This window comes from Rhizobium sp. ZPR4 (genome assembly GCF_040215725.1).
Classification (GTDB): Bacteria; Pseudomonadota; Alphaproteobacteria; order Rhizobiales; family Rhizobiaceae; genus Rhizobium; species Rhizobium rhizogenes_D.
In genome coordinates this window covers 3,258,516-3,277,568 of the sequence record NZ_CP157967.1, presented here as the reverse complement: position 1 = coordinate 3,277,568, position 19,053 = coordinate 3,258,516, and the positions used below count along the sequence as shown (strand labels likewise).

Annotated in this window: 16 protein-coding genes; 4 read left to right on the top strand and 12 right to left on the bottom strand. The window is 61.1% G+C overall.

Annotated features, from left to right (window positions below; translation table 11 throughout):
* Positions 1 to 13 precede the first annotated feature (13 nt).
* A complete protein-coding gene (locus ABOK31_RS15825; protein ID WP_349958970.1) occupies positions 14 to 925 on the bottom strand; it encodes a sugar ABC transporter permease in 912 nt (303 codons plus the stop codon).
* Between the two features lie 61 nt (positions 926 to 986).
* Positions 987 to 2,273, bottom strand: coding sequence for an ABC transporter substrate-binding protein (locus tag ABOK31_RS15820; protein WP_349956638.1), 1,287 nt, complete (start codon positions 2,271 to 2,273; stop codon positions 987 to 989).
* A 181-nt stretch (positions 2,274 to 2,454) separates the two neighbouring features.
* Between ABOK31_RS15820 and ABOK31_RS15815 the strand changes: the two genes are divergently transcribed.
* The 3 genes from ABOK31_RS15815 to ABOK31_RS15805 all read left to right on the top strand — a co-directional run bounded on the left by ABOK31_RS15815 (position 2,455) and on the right by ABOK31_RS15805 (position 6,287).
* Positions 2,455 to 3,159: a TetR/AcrR family transcriptional regulator gene (locus tag ABOK31_RS15815; RefSeq protein ID WP_174173343.1), complete on the top strand. Its 705-nt coding sequence runs from the start codon at positions 2,455 to 2,457 to the stop codon at positions 3,157 to 3,159.
* Between the two features lie 336 nt (positions 3,160 to 3,495).
* Entirely contained in the window at positions 3,496 to 4,917 is a 1,422-nt protein-coding gene (locus ABOK31_RS15810) for a mandelate racemase (RefSeq protein WP_349956637.1), read from the top strand.
* Positions 4,918 to 5,024: 107 nt separating this feature from the next.
* Entirely contained in the window at positions 5,025 to 6,287 is a 1,263-nt protein-coding gene (locus ABOK31_RS15805; RefSeq protein WP_349956636.1) for a Gfo/Idh/MocA family oxidoreductase, read from the top strand.
* 153 nt (positions 6,288 to 6,440) lie between these two features.
* On the opposite strand, the gene ABOK31_RS15800 is transcribed toward ABOK31_RS15805, so the two are convergent.
* From ABOK31_RS15800 to ABOK31_RS15785, 4 genes are all read right to left on the bottom strand, one after another.
* Positions 6,441 to 7,028 (bottom strand): transglycosylase SLT domain-containing protein, encoded by a 588-nt coding sequence (locus ABOK31_RS15800; RefSeq protein WP_174173346.1) that lies wholly within the window; start codon positions 7,026 to 7,028, stop codon positions 6,441 to 6,443.
* Positions 7,029 to 7,245: 217 nt separating this feature from the next.
* Positions 7,246 to 8,271: a hydroxyacid dehydrogenase gene (locus tag ABOK31_RS15795; RefSeq protein WP_349956635.1), complete on the bottom strand. Its 1,026-nt coding sequence runs from the start codon at positions 8,269 to 8,271 to the stop codon at positions 7,246 to 7,248.
* Complete coding sequence (locus tag ABOK31_RS15790; protein ID WP_349958969.1) at positions 8,268 to 10,124, bottom strand: DUF2264 domain-containing protein; 1,857 nt, start codon at positions 10,122 to 10,124, stop codon at positions 8,268 to 8,270. The genes ABOK31_RS15795 and ABOK31_RS15790 overlap by 4 nt, the downstream gene beginning before the upstream one ends.
* A gap of 39 nt (positions 10,125 to 10,163) precedes the next feature.
* Positions 10,164 to 11,186 (bottom strand): LacI family DNA-binding transcriptional regulator, encoded by a 1,023-nt coding sequence (locus ABOK31_RS15785; RefSeq protein WP_349956634.1) that lies wholly within the window; start codon positions 11,184 to 11,186, stop codon positions 10,164 to 10,166.
* Between the two features lie 151 nt (positions 11,187 to 11,337).
* Here ABOK31_RS15785 and ABOK31_RS15780 point away from each other — a divergent pair, with 151 nt between their 5' ends.
* Complete coding sequence (locus ABOK31_RS15780) at positions 11,338 to 12,633, top strand: ABC transporter substrate-binding protein (protein ID WP_349956633.1); 1,296 nt, start codon at positions 11,338 to 11,340, stop codon at positions 12,631 to 12,633.
* A gap of 259 nt (positions 12,634 to 12,892) precedes the next feature.
* Here the strand turns inward: ABOK31_RS15780 and ABOK31_RS15775 are convergent, their stop codons facing one another.
* The 6 genes from ABOK31_RS15775 to ABOK31_RS15750 all read right to left on the bottom strand — a co-directional run bounded on the left by ABOK31_RS15775 (position 12,893) and on the right by ABOK31_RS15750 (position 19,046).
* A complete protein-coding gene (locus tag ABOK31_RS15775) occupies positions 12,893 to 13,750 on the bottom strand; it encodes an HAD family acid phosphatase (RefSeq protein WP_174173350.1) in 858 nt (285 codons plus the stop codon).
* A 329-nt stretch (positions 13,751 to 14,079) separates the two neighbouring features.
* Positions 14,080 to 15,810 (bottom strand): ABC transporter substrate-binding protein, encoded by a 1,731-nt coding sequence (locus ABOK31_RS15770; protein WP_174173351.1) that lies wholly within the window; start codon positions 15,808 to 15,810, stop codon positions 14,080 to 14,082.
* A gap of 70 nt (positions 15,811 to 15,880) precedes the next feature.
* Positions 15,881 to 16,168, bottom strand: coding sequence for a DUF2160 domain-containing protein (locus ABOK31_RS15765; RefSeq protein ID WP_174173352.1), 288 nt, complete (start codon positions 16,166 to 16,168; stop codon positions 15,881 to 15,883).
* Between the two features lie 12 nt (positions 16,169 to 16,180).
* Positions 16,181 to 17,062 carry an ABC transporter permease subunit gene (locus tag ABOK31_RS15760; protein ID WP_234910290.1) on the bottom strand — a complete coding sequence of 294 codons (882 nt, stop codon included), beginning with the start codon at positions 17,060 to 17,062 and terminating at the stop codon, positions 16,181 to 16,183.
* A 38-nt stretch (positions 17,063 to 17,100) separates the two neighbouring features.
* Positions 17,101 to 17,973, bottom strand: coding sequence for a sugar ABC transporter permease (locus tag ABOK31_RS15755; RefSeq protein ID WP_349956632.1), 873 nt, complete (start codon positions 17,971 to 17,973; stop codon positions 17,101 to 17,103).
* Positions 17,974 to 17,975: 2 nt separating this feature from the next.
* Positions 17,976 to 19,046: an ABC transporter ATP-binding protein gene (locus ABOK31_RS15750; protein ID WP_349956631.1), complete on the bottom strand. Its 1,071-nt coding sequence runs from the start codon at positions 19,044 to 19,046 to the stop codon at positions 17,976 to 17,978.
* Between the last annotated feature and the right edge of the window lie 7 nt (positions 19,047 to 19,053).

The following is a 19,053-nucleotide window of genomic DNA, read 5'->3' as shown; positions in this document are numbered from 1 at the left end:
GGTGAGCTTCGCGTCAGTCATCGTAGTGGACCCAATAACGAGCGGAGAGGAAGGAGAAGGCGGTGAAGATCGCGATGATAACAACCAGAACCCATGCGAGGGCAGCCGCGTAACCCATGCGGAAATAGCCGAAGGCTTCCTGGTAGAGATAGAGCGTATAGAACAGCGTCGAATCGATCGGCCCGCCGGTGCCGGAGGAAATCACATAGGCCGGCGTGAAGGCCTTGAAGGCGTCGATCGTCTGGACCACGGCGTTGAAGAAGATCACCGGCGTCAGCAGTGGCAGCGTAATCTTGAAGAAGATCCGTGCCTTGGAGGCGCCGTCGAGGCTGGCGGCTTCGTAAAGATCGGTCGGGATTTGCCTGAGTCCGGCGAGGAAGATGATCATCGGCGAGCCGAACTGCCAGATGGCAAGGATTACGAGCGTATAGAGCGAATAATCCGGATTTGAAATCCAGCTCGGGCCGTTGATGCCGAAGAGATACCAGAGCAGGGTGTTGACGATGCCGTCGGCATCGAAGATCTGCCGCCACAACACCGCGATCGCAACGCTGGAGCCGAGTAGCGACGGCAGGTAGAAGATGGCGCGATAGACCGGCAGACCCTTGATGCCGCGATTGAGCAGCAGCGCCACCAGCAGCGCGAAGGCCAGCTTCAGCGGTACCGAGCAGACGACATAGAACAGCGTCACCTTCATCGACGACAGGAACTTGTCGTCCGCCGTTGCGATCCGCACATAATTGTCGATGCCGACGAGGTTCGGCGACTGCAGCAGATTGTAGTCGGTGAAGGAGAGATAGAGCGAGGCGATCGCCGGTCCGAGGGTCAGGCCGAAGAAGCCGATGAACCACGGTAGAAGGAAGAGATAGCCGGGTGCGTTGCGCGCGAATGCGCCCGGCGCCTTATAGGTGGTTTCCACGCGCAACGGCGCGGGCGTGCCGACGACCAAGTCGCCGGCAACGCTCTTGCTGTTTGTACCCACGGTATCAGCCTCGCGTAATGTTTGCTGCTGCCTGTTCGGTGAACTTCGCGCCAGCGTCCTGCGCGCTGGTTTTGCCGAAAGCCACCTCCTCGGCGATCTTCTTCAGCAGGAATGCATTTTCGCCGGCGCCGTTCGGCGGAGACGGCGGCAGCGCTCCGACATGCGGCGTCAGCCGGCCGATATAATCGACCACCTGTTTGCTTGTAGCATCGAGATCCGGTGTCAGCAGATCGCGGATCTTCGGCGAGGCTGGGACGCCGCGTTCGAGACCGAGCGTCTTTGCGCCTTCCGGATCTTCCACCAGATAATTGACGAAGGCGACGGCGGCATCCTTGTTCGCGGATGTTGCCGAGACCGACATCAGCATGGAGGGCTTCAGATATTGCCCGGGTTTGCTGTCCGCACCCGCGACGGGATAGGAGACGATTTCGAGCTTTTCCTTGTTCAGGCCCTGAATGGCGACGAACTGGTTGGAATGGGCGAAGCTCATCGCCGCCTTCTTGGTGACAAGCATGTCGGTTTCGAGCGTCTGCTGGTCGAGCGCCTGAACGTCGGCCGGGACGCAGGCGCCGATCTTGCGCATATGGCCCCAGAAATCGAACCATTCGGTCGCGTCCTTGGCTTCGAAGGCGAGCTTGCCGTCCGTCGTGTAGAGCGCCTTGCCGCGCTGGCGCAGCCAGCATTCGAGGGCCGGCTCCCCGCCGCTTGCATCGGCCGTGCCGTAGAAGCCGCGGCGCTTCTTGGCGGCGGTTACCTTGGCGCAGGCATCACCGATCTGTTCCCACGTCATGGCGTCATGCGGCGGTTCGACGTCGGCTTCCGTCCAGGCGGCCGTGTTGACGACGACCATGAAGGAATTCACGCCGAGGCTGACGCCGTAGATCTTGTTGTCGACCTTGCCGGAATCGATGTTGGCCGGGCCGAAATCCTCGATCGCCAGGCTCTTGCCGAGATAGGGCGTCATATCGAGCAGCGCGCCGCGGCGGGCATATTCGAAGATGTAGCGGTAATCCATCTGGATGAGATCGGGCGCGTTGCCGCCGCCGGTCTGGGTGGCCAAGCGCGTCCAGTAGCTGTCCCAGCCGAAGGATTCGCCGGCGATGGTGATATCCGGGTTCTTCGCCTGATAGGCCTTTACGGCTGCAAATGTCCGGTCGCTGCGCTCCTTCGACCCCCACCAAAGAAGGCGCATCGCGGTTGCCGCATTGGCGCGGGAAAGTCCGATACTGCTGAAAGCTAGCGTGGCTGCCATTCCGGCAAGCAACTGCCGGCGGTCGATCGTCAACGTCATCCTGGTCTCCTCCCCAGCGAACCGATGATTTACGAACTGCTTTGCATGATATAACTATTTGGTTACAAGTTGGATAGAAACGCGATCGCTGTCAAGCACCAATCGCGTCGTAATGAAAACGAGGCGTGCGGGAGCCGGCAGCATCCATCGCTAATGCTATCGTTCGGGAAGGAGATCGTCTATGGCGGGCAGGGCGAGACAAGAGACTGAAAATACAGCACAAGCGGATGCCGATAAGGCCGTCGCGAAGCGATCGAAGAAGGTGTCGCGCAATCCGCAGCGCACCCAGGAAACGATCCTGGAAGCGGCAACGGAAGAATTTGCCGCGCACGGTTTCGGCGGCGCCCGGGTGGATGCTATCGCGGCGCGGGCGCAGACCAACAAGCGGATGCTGTATCACTATTTCGGCGACAAGGAGGGGCTCTATCTCGCCGTGCTGGAGGCGACCTATGCGACGATCCGCAACGCCGAAAAACAGCTCGATCTGGCACGCCGCCATCCGGAGGAGGGGATGCGGGAGCTGGCCTTGTTCACCTGGCGGCATTTCCTTGCGCATCCCGAGTTTCTAAGCCTGCTTGCCACCGAAAACCTGCATCATGCGCATTATCTGCAGCGGTCGGACAAAGTTTCGGCCATGCATTCGCATCTGATCGACGAACTTGCGGATGTGCTGCGCCGCGGCGAGGCGCTCGGCATTTTCCGGCCGGCGGTCGATCCCATATCGGTCTATCTCACGATCGCGGCACTCGGCTTTTTCTATTTGTCGAACCGTCACACCTTGTCGACGATTTTTGCGCGGAAGCTGACGGCGCCGGATGCGCTGAATGACTGGGGTGAGCATATTGTTGCCGTTACGCTCGCTTCGATCCGCGTACACGGCGCCTAGAAACGGGGGCTCCGGTGCCTTCGAGAAATTTTCAAAAGGTGATTGACAAGGCTGACGACAACGCGCGATCTTGTAACCATATGGTTACATTACTTAGGTGGCCAAATATTTGCTTTTCCTGGTTCTGGAGGGAACCGGGCATGGAGGAGATAGCGTGAAATCTGTCGTATCGACATGACCCGTCGCCTGCCGCAAGGCGATGCGACCGGCTGACGACGGTACAACTGGTTCTGCAATGAATTACATAGCCTCTCCCCGCACGCGGGGTGAGGGGCCACGCACGCCAGTAGCCCAGATACACAGACTTGCCTGACAATCACGGGAGCCGCCAGCATCATGACCGAACCATTGAACATCAGGCTTGTCGAAGCCGAGGCATTCGAGCGCCCGGTCAAGCTGCGGCTTCCCTTCCGTTTTGGGGCGGCGACGCTGCGGGAGGCGCGGCAGATTTTTCTGCGTGTGCGCATCGAGGATGCGCAGGGACGCTCGGCCAAGGGGATGGCCGCCGAGCTGATGGTGCCGAAATGGTTCGACAAATCGCCCAAACTTTCCAATGCCGACAATGAAAACCAGCTGCGCCGTTCCCTGGCTTTGGCGCTCGATGCGCTGAAGAGTGCGGGGTCGGGAACGGCCTTTGGCCTGCATGCGGCTGTCGAGGCCTCGCACCATGCCCGGGCAGCGGCTGAGAAGCTGAACGGGCTGGTGGCCTCCTTCGGTCTGGCGCTTGCCAACCGGGCCATCCTCGACGCGCTCTGCCGTCTGGAAGGGCTGACGATCTCGCAGGCGATCAAGGCAAATCGCCCCGGCATCGATCACTCCACCGCGCGCGATCTTTCGGGCTTTGATCTCTCCGGTTTCCTCGCGACCTTGCAGCCGGCTGCAAGCCTTGCCGCGCGCCATACCGTCGGCCTGGTCGATGCGATCGTGTCTGGTGATATTCCGGCGAGCGAGCGCCTGAACGACGGCCTGCCGGAAAGTTTCGAGGAGGCGATCGAAGCCTATGGCCTGACCTTCTTCAAGGTCAAGGTTTCCGGCGCCCCGGATGCCGATATCGACCGCCTTTGCCGCGTCGCTGCCATCATCGACGCCAAGGTGCCCTCTTATTCGGTAACGCTTGACGGCAACGAGCAGTTCTCATCCGCCGAAGCGGTCGCCGATCTGCTGTCTCGGGTGAAGGAGGAGCCCAGGCTCGAACGGTTTGCGGCCTCGATCCTGTTCGTCGAGCAGCCGATCGCCCGCGCCCATGCCTTCGAGAAGCCGGTGAGGGCGCTGGCCGCCTTCAAGCCGGTAGAGATCGACGAATCCGATGCCGACATCGATGCCTTCGTCACGGCAAGAGGGCTTGGCTACACCGGGATCTCTTCGAAATCCTGCAAGGGTTTCTATCGCTCGCTATTGAACCGGGCGCGCGTCGCCAAATGGAGTGCGGAGGACGGCATTCCCTATTTCATGTCGGCGGAAGACCTGACGACACAAGGGGGCCTTGCCGTGCAGCAGGACCTGGCGCTCGCTTCCCTCATCGGCATGACGCATATCGAGCGCAACGGCCATCACTATGTCGACGGCATGGCCGGCGCGCCGGAGGCGGAGCAGGCCGCTTTCGCCGAGGTCCATTCCGATCTTTACCGCGTCAGCAATGGCCGCACGCGACTGCGGATCGAGGCGGGGCAGCTTGCGATAGGCTCGGTCATCAATGCCGTTGGACTTGGTTCGTCGGTTGCGCCGGATTGGTCGGCGATGGAGAGGTCGCCGACTTAGGATTTCGGTCGCGATCGTGAGGCTTTGAACCCTCTCGGGCACGCCTCCGAGGTAAATTCAGGCCGCAGAGGCCTCATAATCGCTGTTTGCAGATTCTGGAGGAGCAGATGCAGTCATCGAAGAAACGTTACGTTCTGGTCGGCACGGGAAACCGTGGAGCGACCATGTGGGGCAAGGATCTGGTGGAGCGCTGGAGCAACGAGGTCGAACTCGTGGCGGTGTGCGATCTCAATGCCATGCGCGCCAAGCGGGCGCTCGACTATATCGGTGCATCCGTGCCCGTTTATACCGACTTCGATGAGCTGCTGCGGGTGGAAAAGCCGGATCTCGTCATCGTCTGCACCCGCGATTCCACGCATGACGATCTGATCGTCAAAGCCATGGAAGCCGGCGCCAATGTCATCAGCGAGAAGCCGATGACGACGACCGTCGACAAGATCAAGCGCATCCTCAATGCCGAGGCGCGGACTGGCAAGCGGCTGGATATTTCCTTTAACTACCGCTTTGCGCCAACGGCGGCGAAGATCAAGGAACTGATCAATTCCGGCGTCATCGGCGATGTCACCTCTGTCGACTTCCACTGGTATCTCGACACCAGCCACGGCGCCGACTATTTCCGCCGCTGGCATGCCTTCGTCGAAAATTCCGGCAGTCTCTTCGTTCACAAGGCGACGCATCATTTCGACCTTCTGAACTGGTACCTGGATTCCGATCCGGAAACGGTCGCCGCCTTTGCCGAGCTCAAGCATTACGGCCGCAAGGGTCCGTTCCGCGGCGAGCGCTGTCGCGGCTGTCGATACAAGGACGAGTGCGACTATTATCTCGACATCAGCGCAACGCCGCTACTTGAGAGCCTCTATGAAGACCCCTCTGCCGTCGACGGTTATGTGCGCGATGCCTGCGTCTTCCGCGAGGATATCGATATCCCCGATACGATGGTTGCTTCCATCCGCTATTGCAACGGCGTCAACGTCTCCTATTCCCTCAACACCTATATGCCGATCGAAGGCCATCACATCGCTTTCAACGGCCACAAGGGGCGCATCGAATTGCGCCAATACGAGAAGCAGAACTGGACGATGCCCCCGGCGGACGAGATCGTCGTCATGAAGAATTTCGGCGATGTCGAGCGCATCTGGGTGCCGCACTCATCCGGCGGACACTATGGCGGCGACGACCGGCTGCGCAACATGCTCCTGCGCTCCGGCCCGAATGATGAGCTCAAGCAGCGCGCCGGCTCGCGGGCGGGGGCAATGTCTGTCCTCTGCGGTATCGCCGCATTGCAAAGCAGCCGCACGGGCCAGCAGGTATCGGTGGCCGATATCTGGGGCGAGGATGGCGGCCTCAATCTGCTGGAGCCGCGGCCCTAGAGCGGTTCAGTTTTTCACGGAATCTCTGAACCGCTCTATCTCTTTGTTGTCTCGCAATTCCGGACGGAAAACCGCTGCGCACTTTTCCTGGAATTGCTCTAGGGTTTGCCGCTCTATACCTGAATGGAAACGGCTTCTTGCCCAGCGTTGCGATCAATTGCAGCTGGGCAGCTGCTGCGCGTAGATGCGCGTCATGCCGTTGAAACGCCTGGCGCCGGCGAGTGCGGTCGAATTGCCGCGCCACGATCCCTGCAGGTAGCCCTTCGGGCCTGAGTAATAAGCGAGATAGAGATCGTAGGAGTTATTCAGGGCAACGCCCGTCTGCAGGTGGGTCTGGTAGTGATACCAGCCGACGAAGTCGATGGCGTCGGCGAAATTGGTGCGGCTTGCTGTCCAGTTGCCTGTCTCGCGCTTGTACTTGTCCCATGTGCCGTCCAGCGCCTGCGAATAACCGTAGGCCGTCGTCGGGCGCTTCCAGGGAATGAAGCCGAGCAAGTAGCGGCGCGGCGGCCGGGCGCGCGGCCGGAAGCCGGATTCGGTATAGATCGTCGCCATCAGGATCGGCACCGGCACGCCGTATTTGCGTTCCGTCCGCTCGGCCGCCCGCTGCCAGTTGTTGAACCAGCCGTCGCGCTGGTCGAAGATCGCGCAGATGTTGCGGGTGCGCGACGGTGCGGTGGCACAGCCTGCCAGCACGCTAAGCAGCATTACGGCCAGAATGGAAAGGACGCGGGTACGCATTACTAGAACCTCTTCATTGCTGCGCCGCGCGTCTTCCAGGCGCGCAAAGGACGCAGCAACAACTTTGTTGGCGCATGATCCTTTTCAAAAATTCGAAGTCGAACTTTTGAGATCATGCGCTAAGAAGAGTGCTAGCGCGGAATGATTAAAAACGAGTTGTTCGCCTGTGCCGAAATGGGGCGATTTCAGGGTGTTTTCATGGATTTGCTGCGTCGCATCATGCCATGTGCGCCATGTCCTCGCGGCGGATTTCATAGAGCAATGGCTTGCCCTCGATGAAGCGGAGGGCTTCGTAGACGGCCATCTCGCCAAGGCGGGTTCGCTCCAGCCCGACGGCGCCGGCTATATGCGGCGTCAGGAAGACATTCGGCAGATCGTAGAAAGCCGATGCCACCTCGGGAATTTCCGGGTCGGTGACGTCGATGATCGCGTCGATGCGGCCGGTCCTTAGCGCGGCGATCAGGGCGGCTTCGTCGACCAGCGCGCCGCGTGCCGTATTGATGAACGTCGCTCCGTCCTTCATCAGCGACAGGCGGCCGGCGTCGATCATGTGGCGCGTCGCCGGCAGGGATGGTGCGTGCAGCGAAACGATATCGGCCGATGCCATCAATGCTTCCAGCTCGGCCTTTTCGACGCCGAGGCGTGTCGCTTCAGTCGTATCGACCATCGGGTCATAGAGCAGGATACGGTAGTCGAAGGGAGCAAGCAGCTCGATCACCCGCCGGCCGATGCGCGAGGCGCCGATGATGCCGATGGTGCGGCCGTAATTGCCGATGGTGTCGGTCTGCATCGGCACCGTCCGCTGGCGATTGCGGTCGGCAACGTAGAAATCGCGGAACCGGAAGACCTTCTTACCGGCAAAGATGATGGCGGCAAGCGTGAATTCGGCGACCGGCATGGCATTGGCTTGGGCGGCATGGCTGACAAGGATACCGCGATCGAACAGGCTGTCGCCGAGCAACCCCTTCACCGTGCCGGCGGCGTGGACCACCAGCTTCAGATGCGGCGCCTGCGCCAGCGCCGCAGCATCGATCGTCGGCGAACCCCAGCCGGTGATCAGGATTTCGGTTTCCGCGAGCAACCTGGCCGCGCGCGCGTCGTCGAAGCTTTGCATCGGCGCTGCATCGAGCACGCGGCCGATAGTATCGAGGCGCTGAATGAGTGCTTCCGGCAGAACATGCCGCGTACGCGATGGCTGCATGGCAAGGGCGATGGCCGGGCGGCCGGAGAGGGATGACGTCATGGCAGGCGACCCGGTGCCTCGATGGCGCTGACTGTGATGCCCTTGTCTTTGACGAGGGCGCGCAAGCCGTCGATATCGGGCTTTGTTGGCGGCTTGCTCCAGGCGTGATCGACGGCAGCGGGGTCTTTCTCCGCAAGTACGGCAGAGACGAGAATGGTCTCGCCTGCGGAAATGGTGCCGCGCAGCTGCGGTACCAGTGTTTTGGAAACGATGAGGTTGGTATTCGGCGGTGCCTTCTGCGCTATGCCTTCGCGAGGGATCGTCGAGCCGAGGTCGAGAATGCCCGAGAAATCCTCTTCGCCGATCGCATAGGCGGCACCGGCTGCGGATGAGAGCGTGTCTCTGTCGAAATCCCGTCGTGCGATGGCAAAGCCGCCTTCGGCCGTCTGCAGCGGCCGGGGCGTGATGATCTTGTGCAGGCGGATATGCCAGGGCGCGGCCGGCACCAGCCATGTTTCGACAGTCACATCGGGCATGGGCGACCATTTGGCATAGAGCGTATCGCCGGCGAGCTTGGCTTCCTCGTTGGTTTCGCGCACGCGGTAGTGCAGACCATCGTCGCTGAAGGCAAGCATGCTGTCGAAGGCGCCGCCGGCAAAAATGCGCTCGTCGCTTTCGACGCTGAAGCCATAGCGGGCGGAATAGGCGAATTTCGAATATTTCTCGGCGCCGAAGCGCATTTGCTGGTTTTCCTGGCCGCAGGAGAGCGCGACGACATCATCCTTGCCGCGCATCAGGACCATGCCGGGATGCTTCTGTGCGATGATAGCCGGCTCATTTTCCGGTGGCTTTTCCTCCGCTGTCCAGAATGGGTGCGCTTCAGGGATCGCCAGGGGCAGGAAGGCCTTGAACGCCCAATAAGGCGAGCCGGCGGAATTATAGTTCTCCGACATCAAGAGGTTGGGATAGGCAAAGCCGATCGGCAGGGTGCCGTCGCGATGGGCGATCGGCTTGTCGGCCCACCAGCGCAAGTGCCGGAGGCACAGGCCCTTGATCTCGCCCCATGGCAGCGCCTCGACATCGGCAAAGGCGAGCGCCGACCAGAAGCCGGCACAGGCGAAGCGATAGGTGAGGCTCCGGCCAAAGGGGATTGTGGCGCCGTCTGGCGCGAACCAATGGCGGAAATCCTTGGCAAATAGTATGGCGCGCTCGCGATAGCGCTCGGCGCGGTCGTCCTTGACGAGCTTGGAGTAGATCAGCCCATAAAAGTGCATGGCGAAGGGAATGTAGTGGTCGATGCGTCTGATATTGCCGTCTCGATACCAGCCGTCAGCGATATAGAAGCCGTCCAGTTCGTTCAGATAGGTTTCGGTCAGGCTGCGGTCGAAGGAGGCGCCGAGCCGGTCAAGCGCGATATCGACGAATATGCGGAAGAACTTCCAGTTGTTGTCGGCATAGTCGAAGGTGCGGGCGTGCTTGAGATAGGTGATCAGATTGTCACGGGCGCGCTGATCGAGCGGCTCCCAGATCTTTTCGGGCACGAGCGCAAGCGCGAAGCCGAGGGCGGCCAGTTCGACCATGCGCTGGTCGCGGCCATTGACCGTGCCCCAATATTCCGGATGTTTCGGGTCGACGCCATTGGCGAGGCCCTCAGCGTAACGATCCCAATGGCGGAAGTCGCCACCGCCGGCGCCGAGTGGCGCCAAGCCCCAGAGCGGGCGGGCGAAGCCCTCGAGATCGGCGGCGGCGCGGTCGAAATGCGCGCCGGCGGCATCGATGCGGACGCGGGCATTGCCTTCGGAAAAATAGGGCAGCAGCGGATCGAACAGGTCGGTCAGCGCGCGGCGCATGTCGCCGAGGTTTTTCAACGGGTTTCCGGCAAGCGGATTGGCGCTGGCGGGGTCGTAGATCATCGGCATGGCTCTCTCGATTGTTTCCGCTTTGGGGAAGGCTCAGCTTTCGGGTGGAAGGGTGCCGCCGGCGATCGGTTGAACGCCGTGGCAGATGTGGCGGGCCGGCGCATCGCGGTCGCGGAAGCGCGCGATCATCAGGCCGATGGCCTCGCGTCCGAGCGCTGCGCGGTCGACGCGCATGGTTGCCAGCCGAGGGTTGGTCATCAGGGCACATGGCAGGTCGTCGAAGCCGACGATGGCAAAATCCTCCGGCACCCGCAGGCCAGCTTCCGTGACAGCGTCGAGCACGCCGACGGCAATGAAGTCGTTCATGCAGAAAGCGGCGGTATAGCCCTCGCCGGCGGCCAGGATCTCGGCGGTCTTGTCATGGGCCTCGTGGCTGGAGCTGCCCCGGAAATTCATCGGCACGATGCGGCCTTCAGCACCTTCCACCGAAGCGATGGCTGCCTCGAAGCCGCGGATGCGCTCGCGGATCGTCTGGCGATGCGAGCCGGTGAGATGCAGGATGCGGCGGTGACCTGCATCGAGCAGGCGCCGGGTTGCGTTATAGGCGCCGAAGAAATTCGACGGCGAAACGCCGTCGAAGCGCAGCTTCGGATCGGTGCCGTTGACGAGCACGGTCGGCGTGCCGCTCGCCTCAAGCCAGCGGCACAGTTCTTCCGAGGGATCGATGCCGACGAGAAAGAGGCCTTCGGCGCCGGCGGTCTGCAGATATTCCTTGACCAGATCCGGCTCGGTTCTCGCCTCGCGGATGAGGCGGATGTCGAAGCGCATGCCGCGCTCGGCAGCACCCGCCCGCAGGCCTTCCAGAATGCCCTCGTAAAAGACGCTCAAGCCGCCGGTGACGCTGTCGCTGGCGATCAGTGCCAGGCCGCCAGCCGCCGTCTCGGCTGCGGTCTTCAGCGGATAGCCGAGATCGCTTGCGACCTTGAAAATGTGCTGGCGGATCGTTTCGCTGATGCCGGGCTCATTGGTGAGGACCCGCGACACCGTCGAGACGGAGACGCCGGCGGCAGTGGCGATATCGGCCTGCCTGATACGTTTGGAGCGAAGATCGTTCATATCGCAAACGGTATGCAAAATTATGCAAATTTGCAATAGAAAGATTTTTTATTGCACAATGCTGTGAAGTTGCATATCGTCGCGCCGACTTGTCCGCTGAAGGCGTCGGGGAGATCGCCGCGGATGACAACGCAAGAGAAGGAGGAATCTCATGCGCATGAATCGTCGTTCGTTCATGATCGGAACCGCCGGAGCCGCTGCGGGTCTTGTGTTCGGAGGAGGGGCAATGCCCGCCTTTGCCGATGCGACCCAGCTCCGGGCAATGTGGTGGGGCTCGCCCGATCGCGGCAAGCGCACGGTTGCGGTGGCCGAACTGTTCCACAGTAAGAACCCTGATCTGTCTGTCATCGGTGAGAGCATCAGCGGGGACGGCTACTGGGCCAAGCTTGCGACCGGCATGGCCAGCCAGAACATCGCCGATGTCTTCCAGCTCGAGCCGAGCACGATCTCCGATTATTCCAAGCGCGGCGCCTGCATGCCGCTCGACCAGTTCGTTCCCTCGACGCTGAATATCGACAGCTTCGGCAAGGATGTGCTGAAGCTGACCACGGTCGACAACAAGCTTTATGGCGTCGGCCTCGGGCTGAATTCCTTCGCGATGTTCTATGACGAGGACATGTTCAAGAAGACCGGCCTGACACCGCCCGGTCCGACGACGACATGGGCCGAATATGCCGATCTCGCGGTGGAAATGACCAAGGCTGCCGGCAAGCGCGGCTATTGGGGCGGTCCGTACGGCGCCCGCTACAATTATGTGCTCGACGTCTGGCTGCGCCAGCGCGGCAAGAGCCTCTTCACCGAGGAGGGCGGGCTTGGCTTTGGCGTCGATGACGCCAAGGAATGGTATAACTACTGGGAAGAGCTGCGCAAACGCGGCGGTACGGTTTCCGCCGATGTCCAGACGCTCGACCAGAACGTCATCGAGAGCAACTGCCTGGCGCTTGGAAAATCGGCCATCGGCATGGCCTATTCCAACCAGCTCGTCGGCTATCAGCTCGTGGTCAAGAGCAAGCTCGCGGTCACGATGCTGCCGCGCGAGAAGAAGGACGGCCCCTCCGGCCACTACTATCGCCCGGCGCTGATCTGGAGCGTCGGCGCCACCAGCAAGAACGGTGAAGCGGCGGCGAAGTTCATCAATTTCTTCGTCAACGATGTCGATGCGGGCAAGATCCTCGGCGTCGAGCGCGGCGTGCCGATGTCACCCGCCGTGCGCGCCGCCATCCTGCCGACGCTCAATCCGGTGGAGCAGCAGACCGTGCACTATATCGAGCTGTTGAAGGATCAGGTCGGCACCTATCCCGTGCCGGCGCCGCTCGGCTCTCAGGAATTCGACGTGAACGTCGCCCGCCCGGTCGCCGACCAGCTCGCCTTCGGCAAGATCACGGTCGCCGAGGCGGCGAAGCGGCTGGTGGAGGAAGGTGCGACGAAGTTGAAGCGGAAAAGCTGATTGATAGTTGGCTATGCGGGTGGATGACGGTCAGGCTGGTTTGGCTTTGCCTTGATTCTGTGCCTGACCCCTCACCCCAACCCTCTCCCCGCAAGCGGGGAGAGGGGGTTATCGTGCCTGATTTAGCTTCAGTTTTCTTGAAGATCGGCGACTTCTCGATCGTCCCTTCTCCCCGCTTGCGGGGAGAAGGCTAGGATGAGGGGCCAGGCGCAAAGATCCCGCAGACTTGAACTCGCCTGACAATCACCTTCGAAAGAGCCTACTTCCCATCCCAGGGCGTCAGCGCATTCTGCTTCATCCGGCGCTGTTCTTCCGGCGGCAGCTTGTAATCGCCCTTGTAGGGTGCGCTTTCGAATGAGCCATAGGTCGGGTTGGCGATGGCGATCCAGTCGTGGCCGAAATGCGCTTTGTTGGCTTCGAACACCTTCTGCCGCTCTTCGACCGTACCCTTGTAGTCGTCGGTGAAGTCGCCGAAATTATCGCCAAACATCAGGAGAATGCGATAGTTCTTGGCGATGAAGGCGCGGCGCGTGCCCTTGGCGGAACCCCAGTCGGGCTGCTCCTTCGCGCTGAGGAAGGTGTCGACATTGTCGCCCATCGGAAAGCCGAACCGCTTCAATTCCTCGACGGTCGGCTTCTCCTCGTCGACCGTGCGGTTGGTGACATAGAAGACCTTCACGCCTTTTGACGCTGCATATTGGGTAAATTCTACCGCACCGGGAATCGGCTTGTCCTGCTGCGCATTCACATATTGCGTCCAGGTTTCCGGCTTGAAGCTCGTACCCGTCGTGATGTTACGCGCCTGATAGGGCGAGGTGTTGAGGATGGTATCGTCGACATCGAGGATGATGGCGGGCGGAAAATCTTGGAAATTGCCGATCTGCTCGACAGGGGCGGCAGTCCAGGTCTTGTCAGCCAATGCTTCGTCAAGCCTGATGTGGCCGAGTGCGTAGGCACCGAGCGCGTTGGCCTGCGCCTCGACCGAAGTCTGGTCCCAGAGAACAGCGTTGAGATTGTCGTCGGGCATGGCCTCCGGCAGATCGGCGGCAAAGGCCGGCAAGGCGGCAAGACCAATAGCTGTAAAGAGCGCCCACCGCCCACAATATCCGCTTCTCATGCTGTTCTCCCTTTGTTGAAATCTGCCATGGACATCCGAAATCACCAGCGTCGGAATTTCATGATCCGGGTAAGGATAGTTCGTGCGTCGATGAAGTGTGTCAAGTCTGTGACAGGGGGCGGCGGCGCTTCTTCCGGCTTTTAGGGCGGTTCAGTTTTTCGAGGAATCTCTAAACCGCTCTATGCTCCTTGCTTTTACGCAATTCCCGACGGAAAACCGCTGCGGACTTTTCCTGGAATTGCTCTGGGTTCGGGCATGCGTGCCTTGGCGTAAAAAAAGCCGGGGCCTTTTCAGGCCCCGGCGCTGCCGCATCTCCGTATACGGGGTGCTTATTGCTTGGCGTCGGCCCAGCTCTTGACCAGCTCGTCATAGTTGATGGTGACGGGCTTTTCCTTTTCGTCGGCGACCTTCAGCTGCGGAGCGAGATGACCGTTCTTGACGGCATCGGCGTTCCAGTAGGCAAGATCGTGCTCCTCAGCGAGCTTCGGCCCGATGTCGCCCTGAACGCCTGCGCGTTCCAGGCGCTGCATGACGCGTTCCTGATCGGCGCAAAGCGCGTCCATGGCTCCTTGAGCATCCTTGGCACCCGATGCGGCGTCGCCGATCGCCTGCCACCAGAGCTGTGCGAGCTTCGGATAGTCAGGAACGTTCGTGCCGGTCGGCGACCACTGTACGCGGGCCGGCGAGCGATAGAACTCGATCAGGCCGCCGAGTTCCGGAGCGCGCTTGGTGAAGCTCTTGTCGCGGATGGTGGATTCGCGGATGAAGGTGAGGCCGACATGGCTCTTCTTCACGTCCACCGTCTTCGAGGTGACGAACTGCGCATAAAGCCATGCGGCCTTGGCGCGGTCGACCGGGGTCGATTTCATCAGCGTCCAGGAGCCAACGTCCTGATAGCCGAGCTTCATGCCGTCCTTCCAGTAGACGCCATGCGGCGAGGGCGCCATGCGCCACTTCGGCGTGCCGTCGGAGTTCATGACCGGCAGGCCGGGCTTGACCATGTCGGCGGTGAAGGCCGTGTACCAGAATATCTGCTGGGCGACATTGCCCTGCGCCGGAACGGGGCCGGATTCGGAGAAGGTCATGCCCTGTGCTTCTGCCGGAGCGTAGGCCTTCAGCCAGTCGAGATATTTCTGGATCGAGTAGACGGCGGCCGGTCCGTTGGTGTCGCCGCCGCGCGCAACGCAGGAGCCGACAGGGCGGGAATTGGCATCGACCTTGATGCCCCATTCGTCGACCGGAAGGCCGTTCGGCAGGCCCTTGTCGCCGTTGCCGGCCATCGAGAGCCAGGCGTCGGTGAAGCGCCAGCCGAGCGACGGGTCCTTCTTGCCGTAGTCCATATGGCCGAAGACCTTCTTGCCGTCGACGTCGCGACCGGTGAAGAACTGGGCGATATCCTCATAGGCCGACCAGTTGACCGGGACGCCGAGCTCGTAGCCGTATTTCGCCTTGAAATCAGCCTTGTTCTTCGGGTCGTTGAACCAGTCGTAGCGGAACCAGTAAAGGTTTGCGAACTGCTGGTCAGGCAGCTGGTAGAGCTTCTTGTCGGGAGCGGTGGTGAAGCTGCTGCCGATGAAATCGGCGAGATCGAGATTGGGGTTGGTGACGTCCTTGCCCTCGTCGGCCATCCAATCCGTCAGGTTACGCACCTGCTTGTAGCGCCAGTGCGTGCCGATCAGGTCGGAATCGTTGACCCAACCGTCATAAAGGTTCTGGCCGGTCTGCATCTGCGTCTGGATCTTTTCAACGACGTCGCCTTCCTGGATGACGTCGTGGGTGACCTTGATGCCTGTGATGGCGGTAAAGGCCGGTGCGAGAACCTGCGATTCATACTGGTGCGTCGTCAGCGTTTCCGAAACGACCTTGATTTCCATGCCCTTGAAAGGCTTGGCCGCATCGACGAACCATTGCATTTCCTTTTCCTGGTCGGCGCGCGAGAGCGTCGAGAGATCGCCGACCTCCTTGTCCAGGAATGCCTTGGCCTCATCCATTCCGGCATGGGCCGTGCCGGCCAGGGCCAGCAGCGCGACAGCCGTCGTCGTCAAGAGATGTCTTCGCATATATTCCTCCCTACAGGTTGCGAATGCATGTCAGGGCGGCCAGACCTCCCGGCCGCCATATCGGTTTGCTTCAGACCAGACGGAAGACGCCGATGGCGTAGACCACGGAAAGAGCAAGAGCCCACCACAGGCTGGGGCCTCCCAGGCCCAGCCAAGCGAGATGAATGAAGGCGGCGCCGAGCAGCGAGATGAACAGCCGGTCGCCGCGCGTCGTTTCGAAGCGCAGGATGCCGAGGCGCGGATTACCGCCCGGCGAAACATATTCCCAGACCGCCATGCCGATCAAAAGCATGAAGATCGTCGCGAAAAACAGCGCCGTCGGCAGTGTCCAAGCCATCCAGGAAAAGTCAGTATTCATGGCGGTTTTCCTTTAGACGCGGCCGAGCGCGAAGCCCTTGGCGATGTAGTTGCGGACGAAGTAGATGACGAGCGCACCGGGGATCAGCGTCAGTACGCCGGCGGCGGCAAGCAAGCCCCAGTCCATGCCGGCGGCCGAGACCGTGCGCGTCATGATGGCGGCGATCGGCTTGGCGTCCGTCGTCGTCAGCGTGCGGGCGATCAGCAGCTCCACCCAGGAGAACATGAAGCAGAAGAAGGCGGCGACGCCGATGCCGCTTGCGATCAAGGGGATGAAGATCTTGATGAAGAAGCGCGGGAATGAATAGCCGTCGATATAGGCGGTTTCATCGATTTCCTTTGGCACGCCCGACATGAAGCCTTCGAGAATCCAGACCGCCAGCGGTACGTTGAACAGGCAATGCGCCAGCGCCACGGCGATGTGAGTGTCGATCAGGCCGAAGGCGGAATAGAGCTGGAAGAAGGGCAGTGCGAAGACCGCCGGCGGCGCCATGCGGTTGGTCAGCAGCCAGAAGAACACATGCTTGTCGCCGAGGAAGCGGTAGCGCGAGAAGGCGTAGGCGGCGGGAAGGGCGCAGGCAACCGAGATCACCATGTTCATGACGACATAGGTGATGGAGTTGATGTAGCCCTTGTACCAGGACGGATCGGTGAAAATGATCGCGTAGTTGCGCAGCGTCGGCTGGTGCGGATAGAGCGTCAGCCCACCAATGATTTCCTCGTTCGTCTTGAAGCTCATATTGACGAGCCAGTAGATCGGCAGCAGCAGGAAGATGATGTAGATTGTCGGCACCAGCCAGGCCCATCGGCCTTTTTCGGAGTGCCGGCGGGCAACCTGTGCGCCCGTCGTCGCGGTCGCACTGGCGGCGGCATCGGAAGCGGCAAGCTTGTGCATGGTGGCGTTATCGGCCGTGTTGGAGAGGGGTTTGCCGCTCATCGGCTTGCTCCCGCATCGTAATTGGTCATGACGGTGTAAAAGACCCAGGACAGCAGGAGCACGATCAGGAAGTAGATCAGCGACATGGCGGCCGCCGGGCCGAGATCGAACTGGCCGAGCGCCATCTTCACGAGATCGATCGACAGGAAAGTGGTCGAATTGCCGGGGCCGCCGCCTGTGACGACGAAGGGTTCGGTATAGATCATGAAGCTGTCCATGAAGCGCAGCAGCACGGCGATCAGCAGCACGCGGTTCATCTTCGGCAGCTGGATGTAGCGAAAGACGGACCAGCGCGAGGCGCCATCGATCTTGGCGGCCTGGTAGAAGGCATCCGGAATGGAGGCAAGGCCGGCATAGCAGAGCAGCACGACGAGGCTCGTCCAGTGCCAGACGTCCATGACGATGACGGTTGCCCAGGCGTCGGCGGGATCGGAGACATAGTTGTAGTCGATGCCGAGATTGACAAGGACGTAGCCCATCAAACCGATGTCACTGCGACCGAACACCTGCCAGATCGTGCCGACGACGTTCCACGGGATGAGCAGCGGCAAGGCCATCAGCACCAGGCAGACCGGGACGCCGACACCCTTCTTCGGCATATTGAGGGCGATGAAGATGCCGAGCGGCACCTCGATCGCCAGAATGACGAAGGAGAAGATCAGGTTGCGGATCATCGAATCCCAGAAGCGGCCGGACCGAAGAATTTCCTCGAACCACTGCGTGCCCGCCCAGAAGAAGACGTTGTTGCCGAAGGTGTCCTGCACCGAATAGTTCACGACAGTCATCAGCGGGATGACAGCGGAAAAGCCGACGAGCAGCAGAACCGGAATGAGCATGAACCAGGCTTTGTTGTTCCAGGTCTTGTCCATCGTCAGGCTCCCATCTCGATGCGCCAGGAGTCGGCGTAGATATTGATGCCGGCGGTATCGAAGGCGATGTGCGGCTCGGCCGGCACCGTCTGGTCCTCGCCGATGACGGCGACGATGTCCTGGCCGTCGAGCTTCGCGCGCACCACCTTGCGGCGGCCGAGGTCCTCGACCTTGGTGACGGTGGCGGGCATGCCCTCGCGGCCGATGCGGACGAATTCCGGGCGGATGCCGAGTTCGGAACGGCCACTGCGTTTTTCAAGCGGCGCGCCGGGCAGCGTAATCGTGCGGTTGCCGAGGCGCGCATTGTTGCCTTCGATTTCGACGGGCATGACATTCATGCCAGGCGAGCCGATGAAATAGCCGACGAAGGTGTGGCGCGGGCGCTCGAACAGATCGTTCGGCGTGCCGATCTGCACCACTTCGCCATTGTACATGACCACCACCTTGTCGGCGAAGGTCAGCGCCTCCGTCTGGTCGTGGGTGACATAGACCATGGTGAAGCCGAAGCGGCGATGCAGCTGCTTCAGCTGCGAGCGCAGCACCCACTTCATATGCGGGTCGATGACGGTCAGCGGTTCGTCGAAGAGGATGGCATTGACATCCGAGCGCACGAGGCCGCGGCCGAGCGAGATCTTCTGCTTGGCATCGGCGGTCAGCCCGCGGGCCTTGCGGTGCGCGCTGTCGGAAAGGCCGATCATCTCGATAATCTCATCGACCTTGCGTTTGACCTCAGCCTCCGGAACATGCCGGTTGCGCAGCGGGAAGGCGAGATTGTCGTAGACGGTCATCGTGTCGTAGACGACCGGGAACTGAAAAACCTGGGCGATGTTGCGCTCCTGGGTCGAAAGACGGGTCACGTCCTTGCCGTCGAACAGGATGCGCCCTTCGGAAGCCTGCACCAGGCCGGAGACGATGTTGAGAAGCGTGGTCTTGCCGCAGCCCGAGGGGCCGAGCAGCGCATAGGCGCTGCCGTCTTCCCAGCTGTGATTGACTTCTTTCAGCGCGTAATCGGCATCGGATTTCGGGTGATCGTTGTAGGCGTGCCGGATGTGGTCAAGATCGATGCGGGCCATGGTCTCT

Bases quoted from the DNA above. Each gene is read 5' to 3' on its own strand.
- ABOK31_RS15815 (WP_174173343.1), top strand. From the start codon at position 2,455: ATGGCGGGCAGGGCGAGACAAGAGACTGAAAATACAGCACAAGCGGAT.
- ABOK31_RS15820 (WP_349956638.1), bottom strand. From the start codon at position 2,273: ATGACGTTGACGATCGACCGCCGGCAGTTGCTTGCCGGAATGGCAGCC.
- ABOK31_RS15760 (WP_234910290.1), bottom strand. From the start codon at position 17,062: ATGCACAAGCTTGCCGCTTCCGATGCCGCCGCCAGTGCGACCGCGACG.
- ABOK31_RS15770 (WP_174173351.1), bottom strand. From the start codon at position 15,810: ATGCGAAGACATCTCTTGACGACGACGGCTGTCGCGCTGCTGGCCCTG.
- ABOK31_RS15750 (WP_349956631.1), bottom strand. From the start codon at position 19,046: ATGGCCCGCATCGATCTTGACCACATCCGGCACGCCTACAACGATCAC.
- ABOK31_RS15780 (WP_349956633.1), top strand. From the start codon at position 11,338: ATGCGCATGAATCGTCGTTCGTTCATGATCGGAACCGCCGGAGCCGCT.
- ABOK31_RS15785 (WP_349956634.1), bottom strand. From the start codon at position 11,186: ATGAACGATCTTCGCTCCAAACGTATCAGGCAGGCCGATATCGCCACT.
- ABOK31_RS15810 (WP_349956637.1), top strand. From the start codon at position 3,496: ATGACCGAACCATTGAACATCAGGCTTGTCGAAGCCGAGGCATTCGAG.
- ABOK31_RS15805 (WP_349956636.1), top strand. From the start codon at position 5,025: ATGCAGTCATCGAAGAAACGTTACGTTCTGGTCGGCACGGGAAACCGT.
- ABOK31_RS15790 (WP_349958969.1), bottom strand. From the start codon at position 10,124: ATGATCTACGACCCCGCCAGCGCCAATCCGCTTGCCGGAAACCCGTTG.
- ABOK31_RS15755 (WP_349956632.1), bottom strand. From the start codon at position 17,973: ATGGACAAGACCTGGAACAACAAAGCCTGGTTCATGCTCATTCCGGTT.
- ABOK31_RS15775 (WP_174173350.1), bottom strand. From the start codon at position 13,750: ATGAGAAGCGGATATTGTGGGCGGTGGGCGCTCTTTACAGCTATTGGT.
- ABOK31_RS15765 (WP_174173352.1), bottom strand. From the start codon at position 16,168: ATGAATACTGACTTTTCCTGGATGGCTTGGACACTGCCGACGGCGCTG.
- ABOK31_RS15800 (WP_174173346.1), bottom strand. From the start codon at position 7,028: ATGCGTACCCGCGTCCTTTCCATTCTGGCCGTAATGCTGCTTAGCGTG.
- ABOK31_RS15795 (WP_349956635.1), bottom strand. From the start codon at position 8,271: ATGACGTCATCCCTCTCCGGCCGCCCGGCCATCGCCCTTGCCATGCAG.